Origin of the sequence: Pelagibaculum spongiae (assembly GCF_003097315.1) — a bacterium.
Lineage (GTDB): Bacteria > Pseudomonadota > Gammaproteobacteria > Enterobacterales > Pelagibaculaceae > Pelagibaculum > Pelagibaculum spongiae.
Genome location: NZ_QDDL01000001.1, coordinates 813681 through 834660 on the forward strand (window position 1 = coordinate 813681; position 20980 = coordinate 834660).

Annotated in this window: 18 protein-coding genes; 9 read left to right on the plus strand and 9 right to left on the minus strand. The window is 44.3% G+C overall.

Annotation, left to right across the window (positions count from 1 at the left end):
• Positions 1–462 precede the first annotated feature (462 nt).
• Positions 463–1860: a glycosyltransferase family 32 protein gene (locus DC094_RS03500; RefSeq protein ID WP_116685682.1), complete on the minus strand. Its 1398-nt coding sequence runs from the start codon at positions 1858–1860 to the stop codon at positions 463–465.
• Between the two features lie 294 nt (positions 1861–2154).
• Here DC094_RS03500 and DC094_RS03505 point away from each other — a divergent pair, with 294 nt between their 5' ends.
• The 3 genes from DC094_RS03505 to DC094_RS03515 all read left to right on the plus strand — a co-directional run bounded on the left by DC094_RS03505 (position 2155) and on the right by DC094_RS03515 (position 5040).
• On the plus strand, positions 2155–3753 hold the full coding sequence (locus DC094_RS03505) for an ATP-binding protein (protein ID WP_116685683.1): 1599 nt from the start codon (positions 2155–2157) through the stop codon (positions 3751–3753).
• Between the two features lie 115 nt (positions 3754–3868).
• The gene (locus tag DC094_RS03510; RefSeq protein ID WP_133245458.1) at positions 3869–4288 is read left to right on the plus strand and encodes a hypothetical protein; all 420 of its coding nucleotides are present in this window, start codon (positions 3869–3871) and stop codon (positions 4286–4288) included.
• Between the two features lie 44 nt (positions 4289–4332).
• Positions 4333–5040, plus strand: a complete 708-nt coding sequence (locus DC094_RS03515; protein ID WP_116685685.1) for a response regulator — start codon at positions 4333–4335, stop codon at positions 5038–5040.
• Between the two features lie 546 nt (positions 5041–5586).
• Here the strand turns inward: DC094_RS03515 and trhO are convergent.
• Positions 5587–6543 carry an oxygen-dependent tRNA uridine(34) hydroxylase TrhO gene (gene trhO / locus DC094_RS03520; protein ID WP_439650628.1) on the minus strand — a complete coding sequence of 319 codons (957 nt, stop codon included), beginning with the start codon at positions 6541–6543 and terminating at the stop codon, positions 5587–5589.
• Between the two features lie 539 nt (positions 6544–7082).
• Here trhO and DC094_RS03525 point away from each other — a divergent pair.
• Positions 7083–8069, plus strand: coding sequence for an IS110 family RNA-guided transposase (locus tag DC094_RS03525; RefSeq protein WP_116686193.1), 987 nt, complete (start codon positions 7083–7085; stop codon positions 8067–8069).
• A 114-nt stretch (positions 8070–8183) separates the two neighbouring features.
• On the opposite strand, the gene DC094_RS03530 is transcribed toward DC094_RS03525, so the two are convergent.
• The 7 genes from DC094_RS03530 to leuS all read right to left on the minus strand — a co-directional run bounded on the left by DC094_RS03530 (position 8184) and on the right by leuS (position 16363).
• On the minus strand, positions 8184–9032 hold the full coding sequence (locus DC094_RS03530; RefSeq protein WP_116685687.1) for a hypothetical protein: 849 nt from the start codon (positions 9030–9032) through the stop codon (positions 8184–8186).
• A gap of 17 nt (positions 9033–9049) precedes the next feature.
• On the minus strand, positions 9050–9436 hold the full coding sequence (locus tag DC094_RS03535) for a hypothetical protein (RefSeq protein ID WP_116685688.1): 387 nt from the start codon (positions 9434–9436) through the stop codon (positions 9050–9052).
• 650 nt (positions 9437–10086) lie between these two features.
• On the minus strand, positions 10087–10416 hold the full coding sequence (gene rsfS / locus DC094_RS03540; protein WP_116685689.1) for a ribosome silencing factor: 330 nt from the start codon (positions 10414–10416) through the stop codon (positions 10087–10089).
• Positions 10417–10585: 169 nt separating this feature from the next.
• Complete coding sequence (locus DC094_RS03545; protein ID WP_116685690.1) at positions 10586–11842, minus strand: glutamate-5-semialdehyde dehydrogenase; 1257 nt, start codon at positions 11840–11842, stop codon at positions 10586–10588.
• 234 nt (positions 11843–12076) lie between these two features.
• Positions 12077–13117 carry a DNA polymerase III subunit delta gene (gene holA, locus DC094_RS03550; protein ID WP_116685691.1) on the minus strand — a complete coding sequence of 347 codons (1041 nt, stop codon included), beginning with the start codon at positions 13115–13117 and terminating at the stop codon, positions 12077–12079.
• 146 nt (positions 13118–13263) lie between these two features.
• Positions 13264–13722 carry an LPS-assembly lipoprotein LptE gene (locus tag DC094_RS03555; protein WP_158527200.1) on the minus strand — a complete coding sequence of 153 codons (459 nt, stop codon included), beginning with the start codon at positions 13720–13722 and terminating at the stop codon, positions 13264–13266.
• A 178-nt stretch (positions 13723–13900) separates the two neighbouring features.
• Positions 13901–16363, minus strand: coding sequence for a leucine--tRNA ligase (gene leuS, locus DC094_RS03560; protein ID WP_116685693.1), 2463 nt, complete (start codon positions 16361–16363; stop codon positions 13901–13903).
• Between the two features lie 178 nt (positions 16364–16541).
• On the opposite strand from leuS, the gene DC094_RS03565 reads away from it, so the two are divergent.
• The 5 genes from DC094_RS03565 to lipA all read left to right on the plus strand — a co-directional run bounded on the left by DC094_RS03565 (position 16542) and on the right by lipA (position 20939).
• On the plus strand, positions 16542–17720 hold the full coding sequence (locus DC094_RS03565) for a D-alanyl-D-alanine carboxypeptidase family protein (protein ID WP_116686194.1): 1179 nt from the start codon (positions 16542–16544) through the stop codon (positions 17718–17720).
• 92 nt (positions 17721–17812) lie between these two features.
• On the plus strand, positions 17813–18664 hold the full coding sequence (locus DC094_RS03570; RefSeq protein WP_116685694.1) for a D-amino acid aminotransferase: 852 nt from the start codon (positions 17813–17815) through the stop codon (positions 18662–18664).
• 142 nt (positions 18665–18806) lie between these two features.
• Complete coding sequence (locus DC094_RS03575; RefSeq protein ID WP_116685695.1) at positions 18807–19112, plus strand: YbeD family protein; 306 nt, start codon at positions 18807–18809, stop codon at positions 19110–19112.
• A gap of 45 nt (positions 19113–19157) precedes the next feature.
• Positions 19158–19805, plus strand: a complete 648-nt coding sequence (gene lipB, locus DC094_RS03580; protein WP_116685696.1) for a lipoyl(octanoyl) transferase LipB — start codon at positions 19158–19160, stop codon at positions 19803–19805.
• Positions 19806–19973: 168 nt separating this feature from the next.
• Positions 19974–20939, plus strand: a complete 966-nt coding sequence (lipA, locus tag DC094_RS03585; protein WP_116685697.1) for a lipoyl synthase — start codon at positions 19974–19976, stop codon at positions 20937–20939.
• Positions 20940–20980 lie beyond the last annotated feature (41 nt).

The window sequence follows — 20980 nt, forward strand, 5'->3', positions numbered from 1 at the left end:
ATGAAGCGCTGTAGCCTACAACATACTCCGAGCCGTCATTCCGGATAGGAAGTGCATGGATGTAGAGATTAGGGCGACGCAGGATGCCAAAGCCGAAAAGCCGGAGTCTATGTGCCAGGGATGGTAGCTCCGCTCCAGAAAAATCATCTCAAAAATTGAAACCGTTTAAGGCAATTTAAAATTTCTTCGATCCTAACATAAGAACACAGGCACTGGCGTAGCGACCGAATTTCACACACAACCGCTGACTTTAATACTTTCTATATTCTGGAATCTAAATGAATAGCAGCAACATCTTGTTCAGGCACCTCATCAAACTAATCCTCGAGGCTAAAACTGATCATCCAAAAAACCAACCTGGTTTGATCTATACAAAGAAGTGTGCCTAACGAGAAATAAAACAGATACAGCTGTCGCCCGCCTACACCGCACGCAACACTTAACATGCAATCTAAAATATCTTTATGGCGCTTCTATACTTCCTTGCAGTTTTGCATTCACTTTCGCCCAGCTCAGCCCTTTCAACTTAACTAAACCTAGCGCTTCGATAACATAAAGATGTAAAAGTGAACCACTAACAGCAAAAGAATGATGTGACGGCAAAGCAAACTCAAGTGGCGAAACCATATTATACAAATGCTTCATTGACGCTGGGTAAATCCCTGCAACAATCACAATAATCGGCGGTGTTAAATTGCTTGCAATATCTTCGTACATAAAACTGCCGTGCAGACCTTTATTTTTGTGTGTTAATTTTAATACATCCTGATATGATTTTCGGAAAGCATTGCTTAAAAAACCATCATTAATTTGCATAATAAGATCATGAAAATAAGGCGATATAGCCGAACCACTATAAGCAACATTGGTATCAACCATTTGATTGGATACCCACGGAGAATATCTGCTAATTTGGTTTTTATACTTGAAACTCGTAGTAAGCGCATTGGTTATTGACCTAGAATCACAACTAAAGGCTAATGGTACAGTTTGGTTTTTAATCGGCTCACTATATATTTTTACGTCACTCTGGCTTGGGTTAAAAGGCCTGCCTTGAAATAAAAAACAACTTACCCAAGTAAAGTCTAAATACAACCCACCAAAGAAATACAACGCAATCATTCTCAAAACATCGCAACTATATGAATATTGCTTCCAAGCCAAAAAAGATTTCGCAAAATAACCAAGATTACTCATTGAATTGGCAGCATTCATTAACTTCTCTACATTGTGTATTTCAAAAACACCAAGTAGCAATTTGTCTGACTGAGCCAACAAGCCCTTATTATCAGTCCACAAGATATGACGTACTTTCTTCCCCCACCGCCTCTCTATGTTTTTATTACTGGCAGCAACCCTAACCATGCGTTCTTCGCTTGGGTAGCTTCCTAACCAGATTCTATGGATTATCGCCACTCCCGGCAGCGCAGAAGTTGACGGAACGGTCGGTTTATTAAACTTAGACTTGAATTTTTGAAAAAAAACATCCGTGATACTATCAAGCTTTCTTATAACTCTTAAAGGAAGCTTCAGATCTTCACATTGCGACAACAACCGCCTTGCAGATCTTTTTTCAGCTGCTGGAAAGCTTGCACCTATATTTTTACAATAAACATATATTTGGCAGATTATTTGGTATGCTTGGGTATAATTTCGAGCCCTATGGCTACTCAAAACAAGACGTTTTAAATTTAATAACGTTCGAATAGCCTCAGCTGATTCTTCAGAACGGGGCAATTGATCATTAGAAAAAGAAATAACATTAGACAACCGAACGCAATATTCAGCGAGCAACCCATCAAGCCAAGCATTGTCCTGATCAACAGGCAGCAGTGTTTTTTTGAAAGATCCAAATGGCATGTGTTTTTTGCAGTAGATAACCCGCTTTTAGTGTAGCTGCGCACTAATGTTTGTAAAATCAAATTACCGCTTGCACACCATGCAAGCAGCCCTGCTTCAAGAGCCTATAAAATAACCACTTCGAAGCGTGACATGGCATTGTATCGGCTTTGTTTTATCTTGTTGAAAAGACAAGACACAAGCTTCAAGATATTGCACAGTTCAACCGGTGATACCTATCAATGAGCAATCCACTCTCTTTTATTCATTTTTTCGGGTCTATAGATATCAATAGCCTGCTGTTGGGGCATTTAGATGGGTAGTATTTTTTTTAGAATTTACAGCAGCATGCTGTTAGCGTTTTTATCAATCGCCTTTGCTGCCTATGTGGGCATTGCCCAGGTTAATCAGTATCGGTTGAGCGAATATCTCGACCAAGTCGCAAAAGGTACCTTTACCTTAATCGCTGAAGGCTTAGCTCGTCATGAAGGGGTAAAGCAACTGCAGTGGCTTGAAGCAGTAAAACGGCTTACCCAGCTTGACCTATCTATAAAATCTTTAGCTGCATTACCATTGAGCTCTGGTGAAACCAGCCAACTGCTCAATCAACACTTTCTGATCAAGGCTAACCATAAAGAAGAACTCGCTCTGATTTATGTCAAAGTTCCTAATCAATCTCATTTGTATTTGTCCGGTAAGTTGAAAGACATTAATGAGCCGCTATCACGAGTGACCGCACTGTTAATTCTCAATGAACTCGGCCGTAACCCCAAAGAAACTCGCTTGCAAGTACTGAAACAATTGCAATCAAGGTTTGGCTTTCCCATCGCCAAGGTCGATATTTACCAGTCGGGTTTACGTGGCAGCCAAATCAATCGAATTAAAAAAGGCGACACCGTGGTATTGCTGGAGAGCACCGTTTCCGACCAGCCGAAAATTTTTGTTTATGCACCCTATGGCAATAGCGGTGATCTGTTAACACTTGGGCCAATCCCACTATTTAACTGGTACCCGAAAAACCTACTGGCATTGCTCGGTTTGCTGGCAATCTCTTTGGCAGCAGCCATGAGCTATTTGTGCGTTAAGCCGCTTGAAGGGCGTTTAAAAAAGATGACTGAGCAAGTGTCGTCACTTGGGTTACGGGGCCAGTTTTCAAAAATTGATGTAAAAGGCAGCGATGCTATTTCAGACTTTGCTCGACAAGTTAACCAAATGTCGCTGCAAATTCACAGCCTGCTGGAAAACCAACGAGAACTCACTCTGGCAGTTTCCCATGATTTGAAAACGCCAGTAGCGCGGTTAAAATTTCGAATGGCCGAGCTGGAAGAATTGTTATCTGACTATATGGATCCAATTGGCCTGCCAGATTGTGAACAGACCGTTAATGGTATTTATCGGGATATCAAACAACTGGAATCATTACTTCAAGAAATCCTCAGCTATGCCAGCCTCGACCGAATCAATAACAACATGGAACAGTCGCCGTTTGATTTGGGCGTCGAAACTCAAACCTTGGCATCAGAACTATCACTGACCTATCCAACTTTAACGATTACCCAACCAGTTGCGCCATTTACTGCATTTGGAAATCCACAGCTGATTCGCCGAGCAATTGAAAACCTGCTTTCCAATGCTTGCCGCTATGCCTCAGGCACTATTGAAATTTGCCTAAAGCAGACCAGCAACCTTTATATCGTCACCATTATTGATGACGGCCCAGGAATTGCCGAACAACAAGCACAAAAAATCTTCGAACCTTTTTATCGCATTGATAGTAGTAGAAATAGCAAGTCAGGTGGCTCAGGATTAGGGCTGGCAATTGTCGAAAAAATTGCCCATCTGCACCATGGACAAGCGCGACTATTAAAATCTTCCCATGGTGCAACTTTTGAAATATGCTGGCCTAAGCCATAAAAAAACATAACAAAAGGTCTTATTAGTGTATTAATGATGGAAAAGCGACCACTCAACACACTAATTACATTTGCCTGCACACTCGGCATAATTTCCATATCGCAGCGGTGATAAGATGCAGATAGAGCATTTTCATATGACCAAGGTATTTCTCAGCGCCACACTATCGTTTGGCATTCTATTGCCGGCCCATGCCGAGAAGCAACCGGCAAGCTTATCTGAAAAGCCAATGATATCGCTTGAAAAATCACAGGGCAGCGGGCATCAGCAACCTCGGCCAGTCGCTGATAATAAGTTTGGTGTGGGTTTGACCGGCAGCGATGAAAAACTACTCAATTCACTAGACAATAGCAGCTTGATGGATTACCAAGACACCGCGCCACAACAAGCCATCAAAAGGGATCAATACCAGCCTGCCTCTGGCAATTCTTCACAAGATAAAACGCCGAACAATAAACAAGGCTTGCGGAAAGACTCAGAACTTCTGCTTATCAAAAGTCTCGAGGAAACATTAGTAGAAGATCTGAAAAATTAATTAAAACTGGCCACTTTGTAAAGACAACCTGATTACGAGAAGTTATGAACACAGAAAATACTAAGCCTTATATTCTTCTGGTAGAAGATGATTTAGAGCTGGCTAAGTTAACCGCAAATTATCTGGATAAAAATGGTTTCCATGTTGAAACTGTTTCCAATGGAAGTGATGCCGTTGAAGTTATATTACGAACCCAGCCTGCATTGTTAATTCTTGATTTAATGTTGCCGGGAAAAGATGGCATGGACATTTGCAAGGAAGTCCGCAACCAATTTAGCGCACCGATATTAATGCTGACAGCAAAGTCAGATGATATCGACCAGATCCTTGGCCTAGAAATTGGCGCAGATGATTACCTGTGTAAACCGGCAGAACCCAGGTTGCTACTGGCCAGAGTCAAGGCTTTACTTCGTCGCAACGACCGTAGCCAGCAAGATAGCAACAACCAACAACTTTTCCGCTTTGGTAATTTAAGCATCGACAAACGCCGTAGAAGCGTCAAAGTTGACCAAAACGATGTCGATTTAAATACTCAAGAATTTGAATTACTATGCTGCCTTGCCGACAACGCCGGACATGTATTATCGCGAGATGATATTTTCCAACAAGTTCGTGGCTTTGAATATGACGGTGTATCGCGTTTTGTCGATATCACAATTTCACATTTAAGAAACAAGTTAAATGACAATGGCAGCAAACCACAACGGATCAAAACCGTTTTTGGTAAAGGTTATATGCTGAACGATTTATAATCGTTCGGCTTTTCTACCGGAACAAGCAAGCAACTTCCGCCCAGCGTAACAAAAAATTACATCGGCTTTTCATAAAATAGCCAATGATCCTCGACTCATCTGCTAGGCCTGGAATATCAATCAATACAGTTTCACCTAAAACAGGAAATCCCTAAAAGTGTCTAGCTCTACTTTATTTAATATATTGCAAGGCCTGCCTAATATTTTGTCGGTGAAAGTTATTTTTCCAATACTAGAAAGTAATGTCGCATTATATTAATCGTTGCATTTGTTCTTGCATTATTTAACGGATATGACACATGCAACTCCCGGGTGCGCCCACAGGCTTACCCAGGCTACGAAAACCAATTGCTTTTAATTAATAAGGATCTGATATTTAAATTAATGCCGAACTAAAAGTAGGTTGGGTAAGCCTTAAGGCGCACCCAACAATCACTTGAAGTAAGGTGTCGTCTTCTGCAAATACTTACGCAACGATTAATAAATAGATCTCAAGCAGGCCTTTTTTACGCAAATCGTTACTCATTATTTTTAGCAACAAATATCTTAGTTTTTAGAACGCTGCTCTTCACGGAAACGTACTTTATCTTGGCGATGTCTTTCAACTGTTTCTTTAACATCAGCGCCTAAGTGATCTTCGCCGCGCTGTTTAGCCAACTGCATTTGCAATTCACGTTGCTTGAAACGCTCACGTTGCTCTTCGCTGCAGCTATCAATGCAGTGTGGGCAGCTAACGCCTTGCAGATAGTCGGCGCTCAATTTATCTTGTTCAGTAATTGGGTAGCGACAAGCGTGACACTGGTCGTATTGACCTTTTTCTAGGTCGTGGTTGACCGCGACGCGGTTATCAAAGACAAAGCACTCACCTTCCCACATGGTTTCTTCTTTTGGCACTTCTTCTAGATATTTTAGAATGCCGCCTTCAAGGTGATATACCTCCTCGAAGCCTTGTTCTTTCATGTAGGCCGTCGATTTCTCACAGCGAATGCCGCCGGTACAGAACATGGCGATTTTCTTTTGCTTAGTCGGATCCATATTCTCTTTTACGTACTGCGGAAATTCACGAAAAGTCTCCGTATTGGGGTTTACAGCGCCTTGGAAAGTACCAATTTGGGCTTCGTAATCGTTACGGGTATCGACCAAAATAACGTCAGGATCTGAGATTAAGGCATTCCAGTCTTGTGGCTTAACATAAGTACCTACAACCTGTTTTGGATCGATGCCTTCAATGCCCATGGTGACGATTTCTTTCTTCAGCTTCACCTTAGTGCGGTAGAAGGGCATGGTCTCATCAAAGGATTCTTTATGGACGATATTGGCTAAACGTTCGTCGGTCGCCAACCACGCTAATAGTGCATCGATACCTGCGCGGGAGCCCGCAACCGTACCATTAATGCCTTCTTGGGCAATGAGCAGGGTGCCACGAACGTCATTGGCTTTCATTGCTTCTAATAAGGGTTGGCGAATATCTTGGAAGTTTTCTAGGGTGACGAACTTATACATCGCACATACAACGACAGGAGCAGCTTGCTCAGACATGGATCTTTCCTTTATTGCGGTCTGGAACGTAAAACCAGAGCATTACTAAGGGTCATTAAAATTGCGCGCGGATTATATACATATCTAACGTACATTTCCAAAATTAGGGAGCAAAGATTAGCCTTTGTGCCTGTCGGCTTTGTCTATCGGCTTTATAGCAAGAAAATTATGCCAGGCAAAATATGTTGTAAAAAAGATACGACAAAACAAAGCATTAAAATACCAGGCGCAGCTTATTCATCGAAAGCCCGCCTAGAATCAATTTTGCCATGGCCAAGTTGCAGGTCGCGCCTACGGCTGCTCCGTGCAACCTTGTATCTGACTTGGGTTGGTGATTAGCTATCTCTAGCCCAGAGAGTTCAGTGAGAATGTGTGCAACCTTAGCGCTTTGACGCTGCAACGTAGATTAAGCCACTGAATTCTTTTTATCTCAAATTATGAATTGGTATCCAAACACCTGCTTTGTTTTGCAGTGATGTTGTATGTACAAGGGAAACAATGAGATGCAGTATATTGGTGTAGATGTCAGCAAAGAAAAACTGGATTGTCTTTGGCTACGAGATCCAGCCATTGGTAAGGTTAAAAGCAAAAAGATTCGGAATAATTTAAAAGGCTTTCAAGAGCTTGAAGCTTGGATGCTTAAAAACACTCAAGCAAGTAAAGCTGAAATTCATATTACGATGGAAGCAACCAGTGTTTATCATGAAAATCTTGCAGAATATCTTTATGATTCAGGATTTAAAGTCAGCGTAGTTAATCCTTCTCGCATCAAATCTTATGCCGATAGCAGCAAGGTTATCCACAAAACAGACAAGAGCGACAGCAAAACAATTGCGTGCTTTGCTGAGCATTACAAACCTGACTTATGGCAGCCAGCACCAGAAGAAGCACGGCTGTTAAAAGCCTTATTAGCACGTTTAGAAGCGATTGAATCAGATTTGCAGCGAGAAACGAATCGTCTGGAAAAAGCTGAAAGTACCGTAACGCCTGTTCGTGTTATGAATTCACTGCATGAAATGATTACGAGATTAAAGGACGAAAAAAAACGCCTCAAACAGGATATTGATGATCATATTGGCCGCTATCCACAATTAAAAGAAAACAGACGGTTACTTGAAACAATACCCTGTGTAGGTCCCGTTCTTTCTTCATACATGCTGGCCTTATTGATGGGTAAAGACTTTGAAAATGCAGGGCAAGTTGCCGCATATCTGGGGTTAATTCCCAGGATAAGAGAATCAGGCAAATGGAAAGGGCAAAGCCGCTTGAGCAAGAGAGGTCCAGGAATAATCAGGAAAAAGCTTTATTTACCTGCAGTTAATGCGTGTAAAAAGAACCCTGATATTGCAGAGCATACTCGGCGTTTAATGGCCAACGGTAAATGTAAAATGCAAGCCATAGGCGCAGCGATGCGCAAGCTGGTACAGATTTGTTTTGGTGTTGTAAAACATCAAAACGAATACCGACCTCAAGTGAAAATTACAGCTTGAGATCGGTTAAGTCAGATGGTATCTACGGCGAACAAAAAATACTATCGACAGAATAGTGGGTTCATAATTATTAATTATCCACTAGATTTTAAAACAACTTATCGCTATCTATTACTAAAATTTTTTCCTTTTACTCTCCCGCCAAGCCTGACGCAGCTGACCCAGATCTAAATCCAACTGATATTCAACCAAATCAAACATCTCCTCCACAAGGTCTTTTAATGCTTGCAACGCCTTATCAGGTGGCAGTTGATAGCTACATTGTATTTTCTGCCAGCAGTTATTCGGTTTAAACGGTAAAATATTCAACACCTGCTCAGCGTTTTTATGCCCAAGGTGAAAGCGTTTATTGAGAGCAAACAGTACATTAATTAATCGCTTGTGAATGCCTGAAATCAGGTTATATAAAATCACAAGATCACCGCGATTTACTGACAGATCCAGATTGGCATAGACAAATGCTGAGAAATTATCTGTGATCAGTTTGTGCTGCAACTGCTCGGTAAAACGCAACCGTGACTGCCATTGTTCCAACTTGGCAGAAGGCTTGAGAACTATTGCATGCTCAAGCGTTGCCAGAGTTTGTTGCTGTGAGATGGTTAATTTGCAATCAAGCATCGCTGAGTCAATTAATGAATCTATCGACTGGTAGCTGCAGTGCCAAAGGTCTACCTGCAAACCATCGACAAAACAGCCATCTTCGAAAATCTCACTCTCGGTGCTACTAGCTAAGCGTTGCTTTTTAGCTTGCCAGGCATCCAGAATTGATGCTCTTAGCGAAGCATTTGGAAGTTGCTGCCAAACAAGGCATAATTCCAGATCGGAATAATCATCAGCCCATCCTTTCGCAACCGATCCTCCAATAAACATTGCAGTAACAGGAAGAGATTTAGGTAATAGCGAACAGAGTTTTTTAGCAACAGAAATGCGCAGCTCAACAGCCAAATGATTATGTTCTAACATCACATCTCAACTGTAATTTACTTAACAATATATTCTTTAATTTTAAAGCCTGAATCATCAGATTTTATGGTCCATTCAAGCTTGGCTTTAGTTTTTATTTTTTTGTCGATAAAGCCTTTTTTAATTGCTTTAAATTTCAGGTCAGCCCGAGCATAAAAGCAGCCGATATCTAGCAATTCTATCTGCAGGTTTTTCAATATATGCTGGCTGTTTTCATATTCATGTCGCACTTCAAGATACCAATCTCGATATTCATCACGGCTCTTGATAATCACTTGCCCGGTTAGCAATTGAAAATCGTCCCAATCAATCAGTTGATCGAATTCTTTCAGAGGTGCTCGTTGATCAAACTTCTGATAATAATCAACGATAAACTGTTCCACTTGTTGTTTTTCTGAATTCATTCCACACCTGCTTTTTTATCTGCCTTATTGCTGCTTGCACCGACGCCGACCTAGCTATTAAGCCAAAGAACTAAATCCAATCATTAATAGCTGCGTAAGATTCGATAAAATGATGTTCCAAAACACCTACATTGTTGGGTGCACCTTAAGGCTTACTCAACCTACTTTAGTTCGGTATTAATTGAAACTTCAGTACTTCATTAATGAAAGCTCTTTGGTTTTCGTAGTCTGGGTAAGCCTGTGGGCGCACCCGGGTTTATATGCACCATATCTGCTCAATAGATTAATGCTACCAGCGACTAATTAGGTCACATCAGTGGCATTCCAGCGGTCAGAAACTTCGACTTTGGCGACCCTAAAGCATTTTTTTCGCCACCGTCACCACACTAGTGCATGTTTCTGATAAACGATCTAATTAATGCCCTGACATTGAACCACTACAAATTCAAAAGAGCCAAGTAACGGCTTGTCCGCCTAACCATGATTGAAATAGATAATACCCGCAAGATAACAGATGGTCACCTTATTGTTGCAGAAATAAAAAAACCGCTACTTTGATAAGCGATTAAGCTTCAAAAGTAGCGGTTTATTCTGTTTAATCAGCGCATTGAAAACGACATTTATAATGCCACTATCGCTATTAAAACAGTTTAATCTCTTGAGGCAGCTGACCACAAAGATTCAATGTCATAACGCTCGCGCGCCTCTGGCAGCATAATGTGAACCAGCACATCACCCAGATCGACCAACACCCACTCGCCGTCTTCTTCGCCTTCAACACGAGGCATCATATCGGCTTTTTTCATCTCGGCACTCAGGTTAATACCTAAAGAGCGCGTGTGGCGATTGGATGTACCGCTAGCGATTACCATGTAATCACAAACGTCGGTTTTTTCTCTAACATCCAAAATGGTGATGTTGTCGGCTTTTACGTCTTCCAACGCACTGATCGCCATATCTCTTAACTGTTCACTGTTCATTTAATCACTTCTTGAAATAGCAAAGCCGGGTAAGCCCGGCCGAATTATTTGGCAATTCTACCTTGATCAAGCATTTATTGGTAGGTTGGATAAGTACCACACCACCGGACAGCAACTTGCATCAATGTCGGGGATTATTAGCCAGAAAGCGCCTGAGCGCTTTTCTAACCTACTGGCGAATATGCCCATCGCCCAGCACGATATATTTCTGACTGGTCAAACCCTCTAGGCCAACTGGACCGCGGGCATGGATCTTATCGGTGGAGATACCAATCTCGGCACCCAAGCCATATTCAAAGCCATCGGCAAATCGAGTCGAGGCATTAATCATCACCGAGCTAGAGTCAACTTCGCGGACAAACTTCATCGCCCGGGTATGGTTCTCAGTAATAATGCTCTCGGTATGCGCCGAGCTAAAGCGGGTAATATGATCGATTGCTTCGTTCATATCTTCGACAATTTTCACTGACAACACCGGTGCTAAATATTCAGTCGCCCAATCTTGCTCGGTTGCCGGGGTTGCATCGGTCAGAATCTGTCGGGTTGCTTCACAGCCGCGCAGCTCGACTTTTTCCTTTTGATATTTCTCGGCTAATTGAGGCAATACAGTGGCTGCAATCCCTTGGTGAACTAATAAAGTTTCCATGGTGTTACAGGTGCCATAACGGTGGCATTTGGCATTGAATGCAACCTTAACGGCTTTTTCGATATCTGCCTGATCATCGATATAGACATGGCAAATGCCATCTAGGTGTTTGATCACCAGTACTTTGGCATCGCGACTAATTCGCTCGATTAAACCTTTGCCACCACGCGGAATAATCACATCGACATAATCTTGCATGGTGATCAGTTCGCCCACTGCCGCTCTATCGGTGGTTTCCACCACCTGCACTGCATGCTTGGGCAGACCGACTTGTTCCAGGCCTTGTTGAATACATTTGGCCAATGCTTTGTTGGAATGAATCGCTTCTGAACCGCCGCGCAAAATACAGGCATTACCCGATTTCAAACACAAGCTGGCCGCTTCAATAGTGACGTTTGGCCGGGATTCATAAATAATCCCCACCACGCCTAAAGGCACCCGCATTTTACCGACTTGAATACCGGATGGCCGATAGCTCATATCGGTGATTTCACCCACGGGATCTGCCAAACCCGCCACCTGATGCAGGCTTTCGATCATGGTATCAATGCCTGCAGGGGTTAATGCCAAGCGGTCAATCATCGCCGGCTCAAGGCCTTTATCACGACCATTTTGTAGATCTTGCTGATTGGCAGCAGCTAGCTCAGTTCGGCTGCTATCAATCGCACTCGCCATCGCTAATAACGCATTCACTTTATCACCCGGCGCAGCGCGGCTAATCGCTCTGGAGGCTTGCCGTGCCTGCTGACCTAGGGTTTGCATATATTCAGTGACATTCATTGTTATACAGCCTCATGCTCGGATGGTGTTTTGTTCGTTTTGATTTGCGTAGATACAAGATTTGATGAGCTTTAAGCGAAATCAGACACTCACAACCCTCGATTACCACAACCGTCAATTACCACAATGCCTGATTGCGCCTGTGGCTTATCAAACCTACAGAGAACGACTTATCAATCAAAGCAACAGAATTTGAGATTAAAACCAATACAGTTGACTGGCTTTACTATGCCCTTATAACGGCTCAACCGGCCTGCCAGCCATTGCCAAGCCAATGCTCAATAACTTTAACCAGACATCGCCCGGTGCCATACCTTTACAAATTCGATCGGCTTCGCCACAAGCCTCCAACCAACTTTGCCAGCTGGCGATATTGCCGTGACGACGCAAAATACTTTTCAACAGCGGCTTACGTTTATCCCATAAAAATGGCGGCAAGCCCGGCGTTTTAGCTTTGTCTAAAGCGGCGTCTGGGTTTTGACCGGCGGCTCTGGCATAAACCACTTGCGATAAGGTTCGCAGCTCACGCGCCAAGGCCCAAACCAGCAAAGTCGGCTCATCACCCTCTGCTTTCAGACCTTCTAAAACGCGGCATACCCGTTCGGCATCACCGGCCAAACAAGCATCCACCCATTGGAAAATGTCATAGCGAGCAGAATCTGCCACTGCCTGCGCTACTGCATCACCAGATAATGGGCCTGCCGGTAATAATAATGCCAACTTTTCAACTTCCTGACTGGCCGCTAACAAGTTGCCTTCGGTACGGGAAGATAAAATTTCGCAGGCGGATTGATCAGGTTTAAAACCGGCCTTTTGTAATCTTTGGCGAATCCAACCAGGCATTTGTTGCACGGTTGGCGGCCACAATTGAACCAGCCAACCGGCTTTATCAATCGCCTTATGCCAAGCGCTACGCTGTGCAGAACCGTCTAACTTGCCAGTCACAATCAACAGCACCGTATCAGCAGGCGGATTTTGACAAAAACCTTTAATAATGCCACTGCCTTCGGTGCCCGGCTTGCCATTAGGCATTGCCAGTTCTAACAATTTGTAGCTAGAAAATAATGACAGGCTACCGGCATCTTCCAATAGTTCGTTCCAAACAAAGCCACTTTCAACCGAATGACGATTGCGTTCGTAGCCTTGAGCCAACAAATGTGATCGCACACTATCGGCCGTTTCCTGCACCAGCAAAGGTGCATCGCCACTAATTAAAATAACCGGCGGCAAGCCTTGTGATAGTTTGGATTGCAACTGTTCTGCTTTGATCTTCAAAAACCTGTCCCTGTTTCTAGCAAATGTAGAAAAGCATTAGCGCTTCCTGACAATGGAAATACGCTGAATAATGCAAGCTATTCAACGATTTATTCGATAATTGATATCGAGATTAAAACACGACAGCCGCCTTGTATTTTGTAGGTTTATTTTGCAGCTTTAGCTCGTGCTAATAGCTTTTTGGCAGCACGGCGAGTCATATCATCTACTAACAACCGTTGCTCAGCTCGGTTAGCCAAAGGGTTGGCAGTATCGGCCTGATAAACACGCATCAGTTCCATGGTTTTTTTGCGCAACGGACCTTCGGGGGTTGCGACACCCAAGGTGTATTGCACCCGATAAACCAATTCATATTCGGTGACATTATTGGATGTGTCATAACTCAAGCTACGATCAATCCATTTTTCATCGATGATTGTCAATTGCAAAGCGGCACTGGCGCTAGGTTTTAAATCTTCAGTCAAATAGCGGTAAAGCTGACTGTACTCACCATCAATTCGCATTTCCAGCGGCTGAAATGCTTGGCTGCCACGCAAGTGAAAACCACAAGCCGATAAGGAAAGAGATAACAGCAGAAAGGAAATTAATTTCAGTGATTTCAGCATAGGAACAGGTTTCCCAGGTGTTAACGCAGCTAACAAGCACAAGGCAAGCAAGCACATAGCAAGCAAACGACTCGGATAGATAAATCATTTACAGCAATGCCGCATAAACTGGCGAAAAACCAATTTTATGCGGCATTGACTGCAGGTTACAAACCAGACTTGTTTTTAATAACAAGTGCTAGTTAGCAACAATACTCACCAGTTTGCCCGGTACCACAATCACCTTGCGAATGGTTTTACCTTCTGTGTGTTTTAGCACGTTGGCATCGGCCATCGCTAAAGCTTCAATGGCGCCTTTGCTGGCGCCAGTTTCTACTTCAATTTTACCACGCAGCTTGCCATTCACCTGAAGCATAATCAGCACGCTATCTTGCTTAAGTGCTTCTGGATCAACGGTTGGCCAAGACTGGTCAATCAGAACCGTATCATGGCCCAGTGCTTTCCATAAATCGTGAGAAATATGCGGCACAATAGGCGATAACAGCAGAGTGACTGCTTCCAACGCTTCTTGCATTAATGACTTGTCTGAAGCGCTTTCCAGTGGTGCTTTTTCCAATACATTCATCAAACCCATCACCGCAGCAATTGCAGTATTGAATTTCTGATGCTTGGCGATATCGTCACTGACCTGAACAATCGCTTTGTGCAATGCATGACGAACTTTCTTTTGATCACCATTCAATGCAGACAGATCTTGCTCGGCAGATACTAAGCCACTCTCGCTATGCTTGTGCGCTAAACGCCAAACACGCTTTAAGAATCGGCTTGCACCTTCAACACCTTCGTCTTTCCATTCCAGAGACATCTCCGGTGGCGCAGCGAACATGGTGAACAAGCGCACGGTATCGGCACCATACTTGTCGATTAAGGCTTGCGGATCGACCGTATTGCCTTTGGACTTGGACATCTTAGTGCCGTCTTTCAACACCATGCCTTGGCATAACAAGCGCTTGAATGGCTCGTCAGAATCAACCAGGCCGGCATCACGTAACAGCTTGTGGAAGAAACGGGCATATAACAGGTGCATTACCGCGTGTTCAATACCACCGATATATTGATCGACTGGTAGCCAGTAGTTGGCCTTTGCCGGATCTAACATGCCGTCAGTGGTATCGGCGCTGCAGTAGCGCGCGTAATACCAGCTGGACTCCATGAAAGTATCAAAGGTGTCGGTTTCACGGAATGCTGGCTGACCATTGTGAGTAGTCTTAGCCCACGCAGGATCTGCTTTGATTGGCGATTGGATACCATCCATGATCACATCTTCAGGCAACAAAACCGGTAGCTCATCAGCGGGAACCGGAATTTCCTGGCCATCTTCTGTGTATTTGAATGGAATTGGGGTACCCCAATAACGCTGACGGGAAACACCCCAGTCGCGCAATCGGTAGTTGACCTTAACCTTGCCTTTATCAGCAGCGACCAGTTTGTCTGAAATCGCATCAAATGCAGCGGCGGAATCTAATCCGTCGAATTCACCTGAATTGATCAAGGTGCCTTTTTCGGTATAAGCCACTTCAGCAATTGAAGTGTCGCTACCGTCAGCAGCAGTGATCACTTGCTTGATCTCAATGCCGTACTTAGTCGCAAATTCGTAGTCACGTTGATCGTGACCTGGAACTGCCATTACTGCGCCCGATCCATATTCCATCAGTACGAAGTTAGCCACCCAAACCGGTACTTCTTCACCAGTAATCGGATGAATTGCCATTAAGCCGGTGTTAACGCCTTTCTTCTCCATGGTCGCCATTTCGGCTTCGGAGACACCTGATTGCTTACATTCTTCAATAAATGCTTTCAGCTCAGGGTTGCTTTCAGCAACAGATAAAGCGATTGGATGCTCAGCTGCCAAGGCAACATAGCTAACACCCATTACGGTATCTGGGCGAGTGGTGTAGATATCGAATGTATCCGCCACGCCTTCAATTGGCTGAGCCAAATCGAACGTCATTTCAACGCCACGGGATTTACCAATCCAATTACGCTGCATTGCTTTAACCTGTTCAGGCCAGTCTAACTGGTCTAAATCGGCTAACAGGTCTTCAGCATAAGCGGTAATTTTGATAAACCACTGGGGGATTTCTTTACGAATAACTTTGGTATCACAACGCCAGCAACAGCCATCTTCAACCTGCTCGTTGGCCAATACCGTTTGGTCATTTGGGCACCAGTTGACTGCGGCAGTTTTCTTATAGACCAAACCTTTTTCATACAGCTTGGTGAAGAACCACTGTTCCCACTTGTAATATTCAGGGGTACAGGTCGCCAGTTCGCGGTCCCAGTCATAACCAAAACCTAAACGCTTTAACTGATTACGCATGTAATCAATGTTTTCGTAGGTCCAAGGTGCCGGTGCGGTGTTGTTTTTGATTGCGGCGTTTTCAGCAGGCAGTCCGAATGCATCCCAGCCCATTGGCTGCAATACGTTCTTGCCTTGCATGCGCATATAACGACTCACTACATCACCAATGGTGTAGTTTCGCACATGCCCCATGTGTAATCGGCCACTTGGGTAAGGAAACATCGACAGACAGTAAAATTTTTCCTGACCGGGTTTTTCCGTAACCTTAAAACTCTTGTTCTCTTCCCAGTGCTGCTGGGCCGCCGCTTCGGTTTGTTGCGGCTGATACTCTTGGTGCATCTGCGAATCTCGTGTGAGGAATCTGTAACAAAATAAAATCAGCCCGCAAGGATACCGTGTTGCCCCAGCATGCAGCAACCTTGCAATATCAAAGCTAATTAGCCAAAGGCGGTTAACTCTTGCTCGACGAGTCTATACAATGTTGCTTTATGCTAAAAACTTTCTATTTGTCATATTTATGAGCCTAAGTCGATCTATTCTACGCACGATCAGTACTATCAAACGTACCTGCGCCGTCGCCCTATTAGTGGTTTCTGTTCCCGCTACGGCAGCATTTATTCCCGCCGCACCAGAGTTAGCTGCAAAATCCTATGTATTGATGGACTTTGACAGTGGCCGAGTTCTGGTTAACCAAAATGGTGATGATCAGGTTGAACCTGCCAGCTTAACTAAAATGATGACCGTTTATGTGGTCGATCAGGAACTAGCGGGTGGCCGCTTAAACAAAGATGAACTGGTTCGTATCAGTAAAAAAGCCTGGAAAACTGAAGGCTCAAGAATGTTTGTCGATGTAAACACCAAGGTTCGGGTCGGAGACCTGCTCAAAGGTGTCATCATTCAATCGGGTAATGATGCATCGGTGGCACTGGCTGAGCATATTGCTGGTACTGAAGAAGCTTTTGCCGAATTAATGAACACCTATGCCGTGAAATTAAACATGACCGGCAGCCATTTTATGAATGCCACCGGCTTGCCAGCAGAAGGTCATTACACCACTGCGATGGATATGGCGACATTAGCTCAGGCAATCATTCGTGATTTTCCAGAAAACTATTCACTCTATTCAGAGAAATGGTTTAAATGGAATGACATTCGCCAACCTAACCGCAACAAGCTGTTATGGCGTGATTCATCGGTTGACGGTTTAAAAACCGGTCATACCGAAGCCGCTGGTTTCTGCTTGGTGACTTCTGCCAAGAAAAAGAACATGCGCTTGATCTCGGCAGTAATGGGCACCAAAAGCGACAATGCTCGCGCCCAAGAAAGCCAAAAGCTACTGACTTATGGTTTCCGTTTCTTTGAAACTCACAAGCTTTATCAAGCAGCGCAGCCCCTGCACCAGTCACGTATTTGGAAAGGCAGCCAAGAGCAGCTCGAGCTGGGTCTGGCACAAGACTTTTACATCACCGTGCCACGTGGCCAAAAGCCAAATTTGAAAGCAGAAATGGTAATCGACCAACCATTTCTTGAAGCACCTGCCGCCAAAGGCGAACAATTTGGCAAAGTAGAAGTGAAGCTGGAAGGTGCAGTGATTGCTGAGCGGCCTTTAGTTGCTTTGCAAGCAGTCGAAGAAGGCGGTTTATTCAGCCGCCTGTGGGATTCACTAATCCTATTGATTAAACGCTTACTTATTTGATTCTTTTGAATTGAATTTTTTACTTGATCGACTGGCAACAGGCTGCGACTCTATACTTTGTAGATAATTTATAAGTAGTAGCGGTGTCTCAAATGCAGCCTGTTGCCTGGCTCAACGGCGAGTTTCTTCCTCAATCTGAAGCTCGCATCTCCCCAATGGATCGTGGTTTTCTATTTGCTGATGGCATTTATGAAGTGGTGCCAGTATTTGCTGGAAAGCCTTTAGCCATCGAACAACATCTAATTCGACTGACGCAAAGCCTCGAATCTATCCAGCACCCCAACCCCCTCTCAATCGAACAATGGACCACAACCATTGAGCAGTTAATTGAGAAAAATGGCGGCGGTGATATTGGGGTTTATATTCAGGTGACTCGCGGCAGTTATCAAAAGCGAACCCACCAGTTTCCACCACTGGAAAATACCCAGCCAACGGTATTTATGACCGCTTCCTCACTGCCAGCATTTTCAGCCGAGGCTATCGGCAATGGATTTCACGCAATTACCAGTGATGATTTTCGTTGGGGGCGTTGCGATATTAAATCGGTCGCTTTGCTCGGCCATTGCATGTTGCGTCAACAATCATTTGAGCAAGATGCAATTGAAACTCTGCTGGAAAAAGATGGCTGGTTAACTGAAGGGACGTCTTCCAACGTTTTTCTAATCAAAGATGGTCGACTGTTAACGCCGAAAGCCGACTTACGCATTCTCAATGGGATCACCCGTCAATTGGTTATCGACCTAGCGCGTCAGGCAGATATTCCAGTTGAGATTCGCGACATTCATATCGAAGCCTTGTTTAAAGCAGATGAAGTGTTCATCACCAGTTCAACCAAGGATCTGCTACCGATCGTCAAAATCGACAACAAAACAGTTGCGAATGGCCAGCCAGGCCCCATCTGGGAAAAACTAACGCAGACTTATCAGCAACTGAAAAGCCAATAGCGACCCCATCGCAATTGGCACTAGTTATGCGATAATCCTGCTATTAATTTCAAAAGATCATGCCAGCTGAAAACCTTGTGTAAGCTGGCGTGAATTTTTTTTAGCCAAGAATATATTTTGGCTTTGTTTTAAGAGAACTTTTATGGCCAGCCAAAACAAACCCTCTGCCGGCACTGATGCAGCCAATCGAACCGATGAAATTTTCGACTTTCCCTGCAGCTTCCCAATTAAAGTGATGGGCCGAACTACTGCGGATATTCACAGCATTGTTTGCAAGGTAATGGAAAAGAACGTCAAGGATTTTTCAGACAAGATGATCAAGGTTCGCCCGAGCAAAGGTGATAAATTTATTGCGATTACTGCAACGATTATCGCCACCAGCAAAGCACAACTGGATGCAATCTATCTGGAACTTAACGGTCATCCAGATGTGATGATGACCTTATAACTTCCATTCTGTTGTCCGTTCTTTGAGATCAATGAGCCGGGAAATATGAGCCAATCTATTGCCGATACCCTGCAGGTTCGCTGGTTAGGTCGCGTTGACTACCAGACAACTTGGCAGCAAATGCGCGACTACACAGATAACCGAGATCAAAACAGTCCCGACCAATTATGGCTACTGGAACACCACCCTGTGTTTACCCAAGGCCAGGCAGGCAAAGCCGAGCATGTGTTAGCTGCTGGTGACATTCCGGTGGTGCAAACCGATCGCGGCGGCCAAGTGACTTATCACGGCCCGGGCCAGCTGATTGGTTATTTTTTGATAGATTTGAAACGAAAGAATATTGGTATTCGGCCACTAGTCACTGGCATCGAGCAAAGTCTGGTGGAATATTTGAATCAGCAAGGCATTAACGCAGCTGCCGATCCCAATGCACCAGGCGTTTATATCGACGGTTCGAAAATTGCCTCTTTAGGGTTGCGAGTTCGCAAGTTTCGCAGCTATCACGGGCTAGGCTTGAATGTTAATACAGACCTTGAACCTTTCCTTAGAATTAACCCCTGCGGTTATCAGGGCATGCAAATGACCCGGATGAGTGACTTTGGTCTGACCCAGTCAGTTGAACAGGCTGGAACAGAACTTGCGCCGGTTATCGCAAAACTACTGGATTACACCCATATTCAATGGGACAAGTAACCTTATGTTGAGCCCGTCACCTAAGGTTAATACCCTAGTAACCGACTCAGAAATTGGTCTGACAATTTTGCAATAACGTCAGACACTTGCAAGCACTCGCCAGGCGGCTATTATCTCCAACCAGAGATTGCTTGCCTGGGGTCGTCAGGTCAAAAACCGAGAGAAAGCATGACAGAAGCACGCAAAACCTTTGAAAAAGGCGAAAAACAACGCGGTGCCGACAAATTGGCACGGATCCCAGTCAAAGTAATCACGACTGAAGAAGTACTACGCAAACCTGAATGGTTGAAAGTTAGAGTCTCCACGTCTTCATCGGCAGAAATTAACCGAATCAAAAAGACCTTGCGTGACAATAAACTACATACCGTTTGCGAAGAAGCCAGCTGTCCAAATCTGGCAGAATGTTTTAGTCACGGTACTGCGACCTTCATGATCATGGGTGATATTTGCACCCGCCGCTGCCCCTTCTGTGATGTTGCCCACGGCAAGCCACTTCCGTTAGATACGGAAGAGCCTGCAACGCTGGCAAAAACAGTCAAAGAGATGCGTCTATCTTATGTGGTTATCACCTCGGTTGACCGTGATGACGAACGCGATGGTGGTGCGAGTCACTTTTCCCGTTGCGTTGAAGAAATTCGCAAGCAAAGCCCAAGAACTCAGGTAGAAATTTTAACTCCTGACTATCGCGGGCGAATGGATGAAGCACTACAAGCACACAATGTTTGCTTGCCCGATGTGTTCAACCACAATTTAGAAACCATTCCTCGTTTGTACAAGCAGTGCCGCCCAGGCAGTGACTATCAATGGTCACTCACTTTGCTGCAGAAATTTAGCGAAATGGCACCCGATGTTCCGACTAAGTCTGGCTTGATGCTGGGCCTTGGCGAAACCAACGAAGAAATCGTTGAAGTATTAAAAGACTTGCGCGCCCATGGCGTGACAGGTTTGACACTGGGCCAGTACTTGCAACCAAGCAAGCATCACTTACCAGTTGATCGCTTTGTTCCACCGGCTGAATTTGATGAATTAGGTCAGATCGCGAAAGATCTTGGCTTTATCAATGTGGCTTCTGGACCAATGGTACGTTCGTCTTACCATGCAGATATGCAAGCACAGGGTAAAGAAGTGAAGTAATTTTCTCTTCATAACCGGTCGCTAAAAACGCCGAATCTGAT

Excerpts from the sequence above, each read along its gene's own strand:
- DC094_RS03500 (WP_116685682.1), bottom strand. The coding sequence starts at position 1,860 with ATGCCATTTGGATCTTTCAAAAAAACACTGCTGCCTGTTGATCAGGAC.
- DC094_RS03505 (WP_116685683.1), top strand. The coding sequence starts at position 2,155 with ATGGGTAGTATTTTTTTTAGAATTTACAGCAGCATGCTGTTAGCGTTT.
- DC094_RS03510 (WP_133245458.1), top strand. The coding sequence starts at position 3,869 with ATGCAGATAGAGCATTTTCATATGACCAAGGTATTTCTCAGCGCCACA.
- DC094_RS03515 (WP_116685685.1), top strand. The coding sequence starts at position 4,333 with ATGAACACAGAAAATACTAAGCCTTATATTCTTCTGGTAGAAGATGAT.
- trhO (WP_439650628.1), bottom strand. The coding sequence starts at position 6,543 with ATGTATAAGTTCGTCACCCTAGAAAACTTCCAAGATATTCGCCAACCC.
- DC094_RS03525 (WP_116686193.1), top strand. The coding sequence starts at position 7,083 with ATGCAGTATATTGGTGTAGATGTCAGCAAAGAAAAACTGGATTGTCTT.
- DC094_RS03530 (WP_116685687.1), bottom strand. The coding sequence starts at position 9,032 with ATGTTAGAACATAATCATTTGGCTGTTGAGCTGCGCATTTCTGTTGCT.
- DC094_RS03535 (WP_116685688.1), bottom strand. The coding sequence starts at position 9,436 with ATGAATTCAGAAAAACAACAAGTGGAACAGTTTATCGTTGATTATTAT.
- rsfS (WP_116685689.1), bottom strand. The coding sequence starts at position 10,416 with ATGAACAGTGAACAGTTAAGAGATATGGCGATCAGTGCGTTGGAAGAC.
- DC094_RS03545 (WP_116685690.1), bottom strand. The coding sequence starts at position 11,842 with ATGAATGTCACTGAATATATGCAAACCCTAGGTCAGCAGGCACGGCAA.
- DC094_RS03555 (WP_158527200.1), bottom strand. The coding sequence starts at position 13,722 with ATGCTGAAATCACTGAAATTAATTTCCTTTCTGCTGTTATCTCTTTCC.
- leuS (WP_116685693.1), bottom strand. The coding sequence starts at position 16,363 with ATGCACCAAGAGTATCAGCCGCAACAAACCGAAGCGGCGGCCCAGCAG.
- DC094_RS03565 (WP_116686194.1), top strand. The coding sequence starts at position 16,542 with ATGAGCCTAAGTCGATCTATTCTACGCACGATCAGTACTATCAAACGT.
- DC094_RS03570 (WP_116685694.1), top strand. The coding sequence starts at position 17,813 with ATGCAGCCTGTTGCCTGGCTCAACGGCGAGTTTCTTCCTCAATCTGAA.
- DC094_RS03575 (WP_116685695.1), top strand. The coding sequence starts at position 18,807 with ATGGCCAGCCAAAACAAACCCTCTGCCGGCACTGATGCAGCCAATCGA.
- lipB (WP_116685696.1), top strand. The coding sequence starts at position 19,158 with ATGAGCCAATCTATTGCCGATACCCTGCAGGTTCGCTGGTTAGGTCGC.
- lipA (WP_116685697.1), top strand. The coding sequence starts at position 19,974 with ATGACAGAAGCACGCAAAACCTTTGAAAAAGGCGAAAAACAACGCGGT.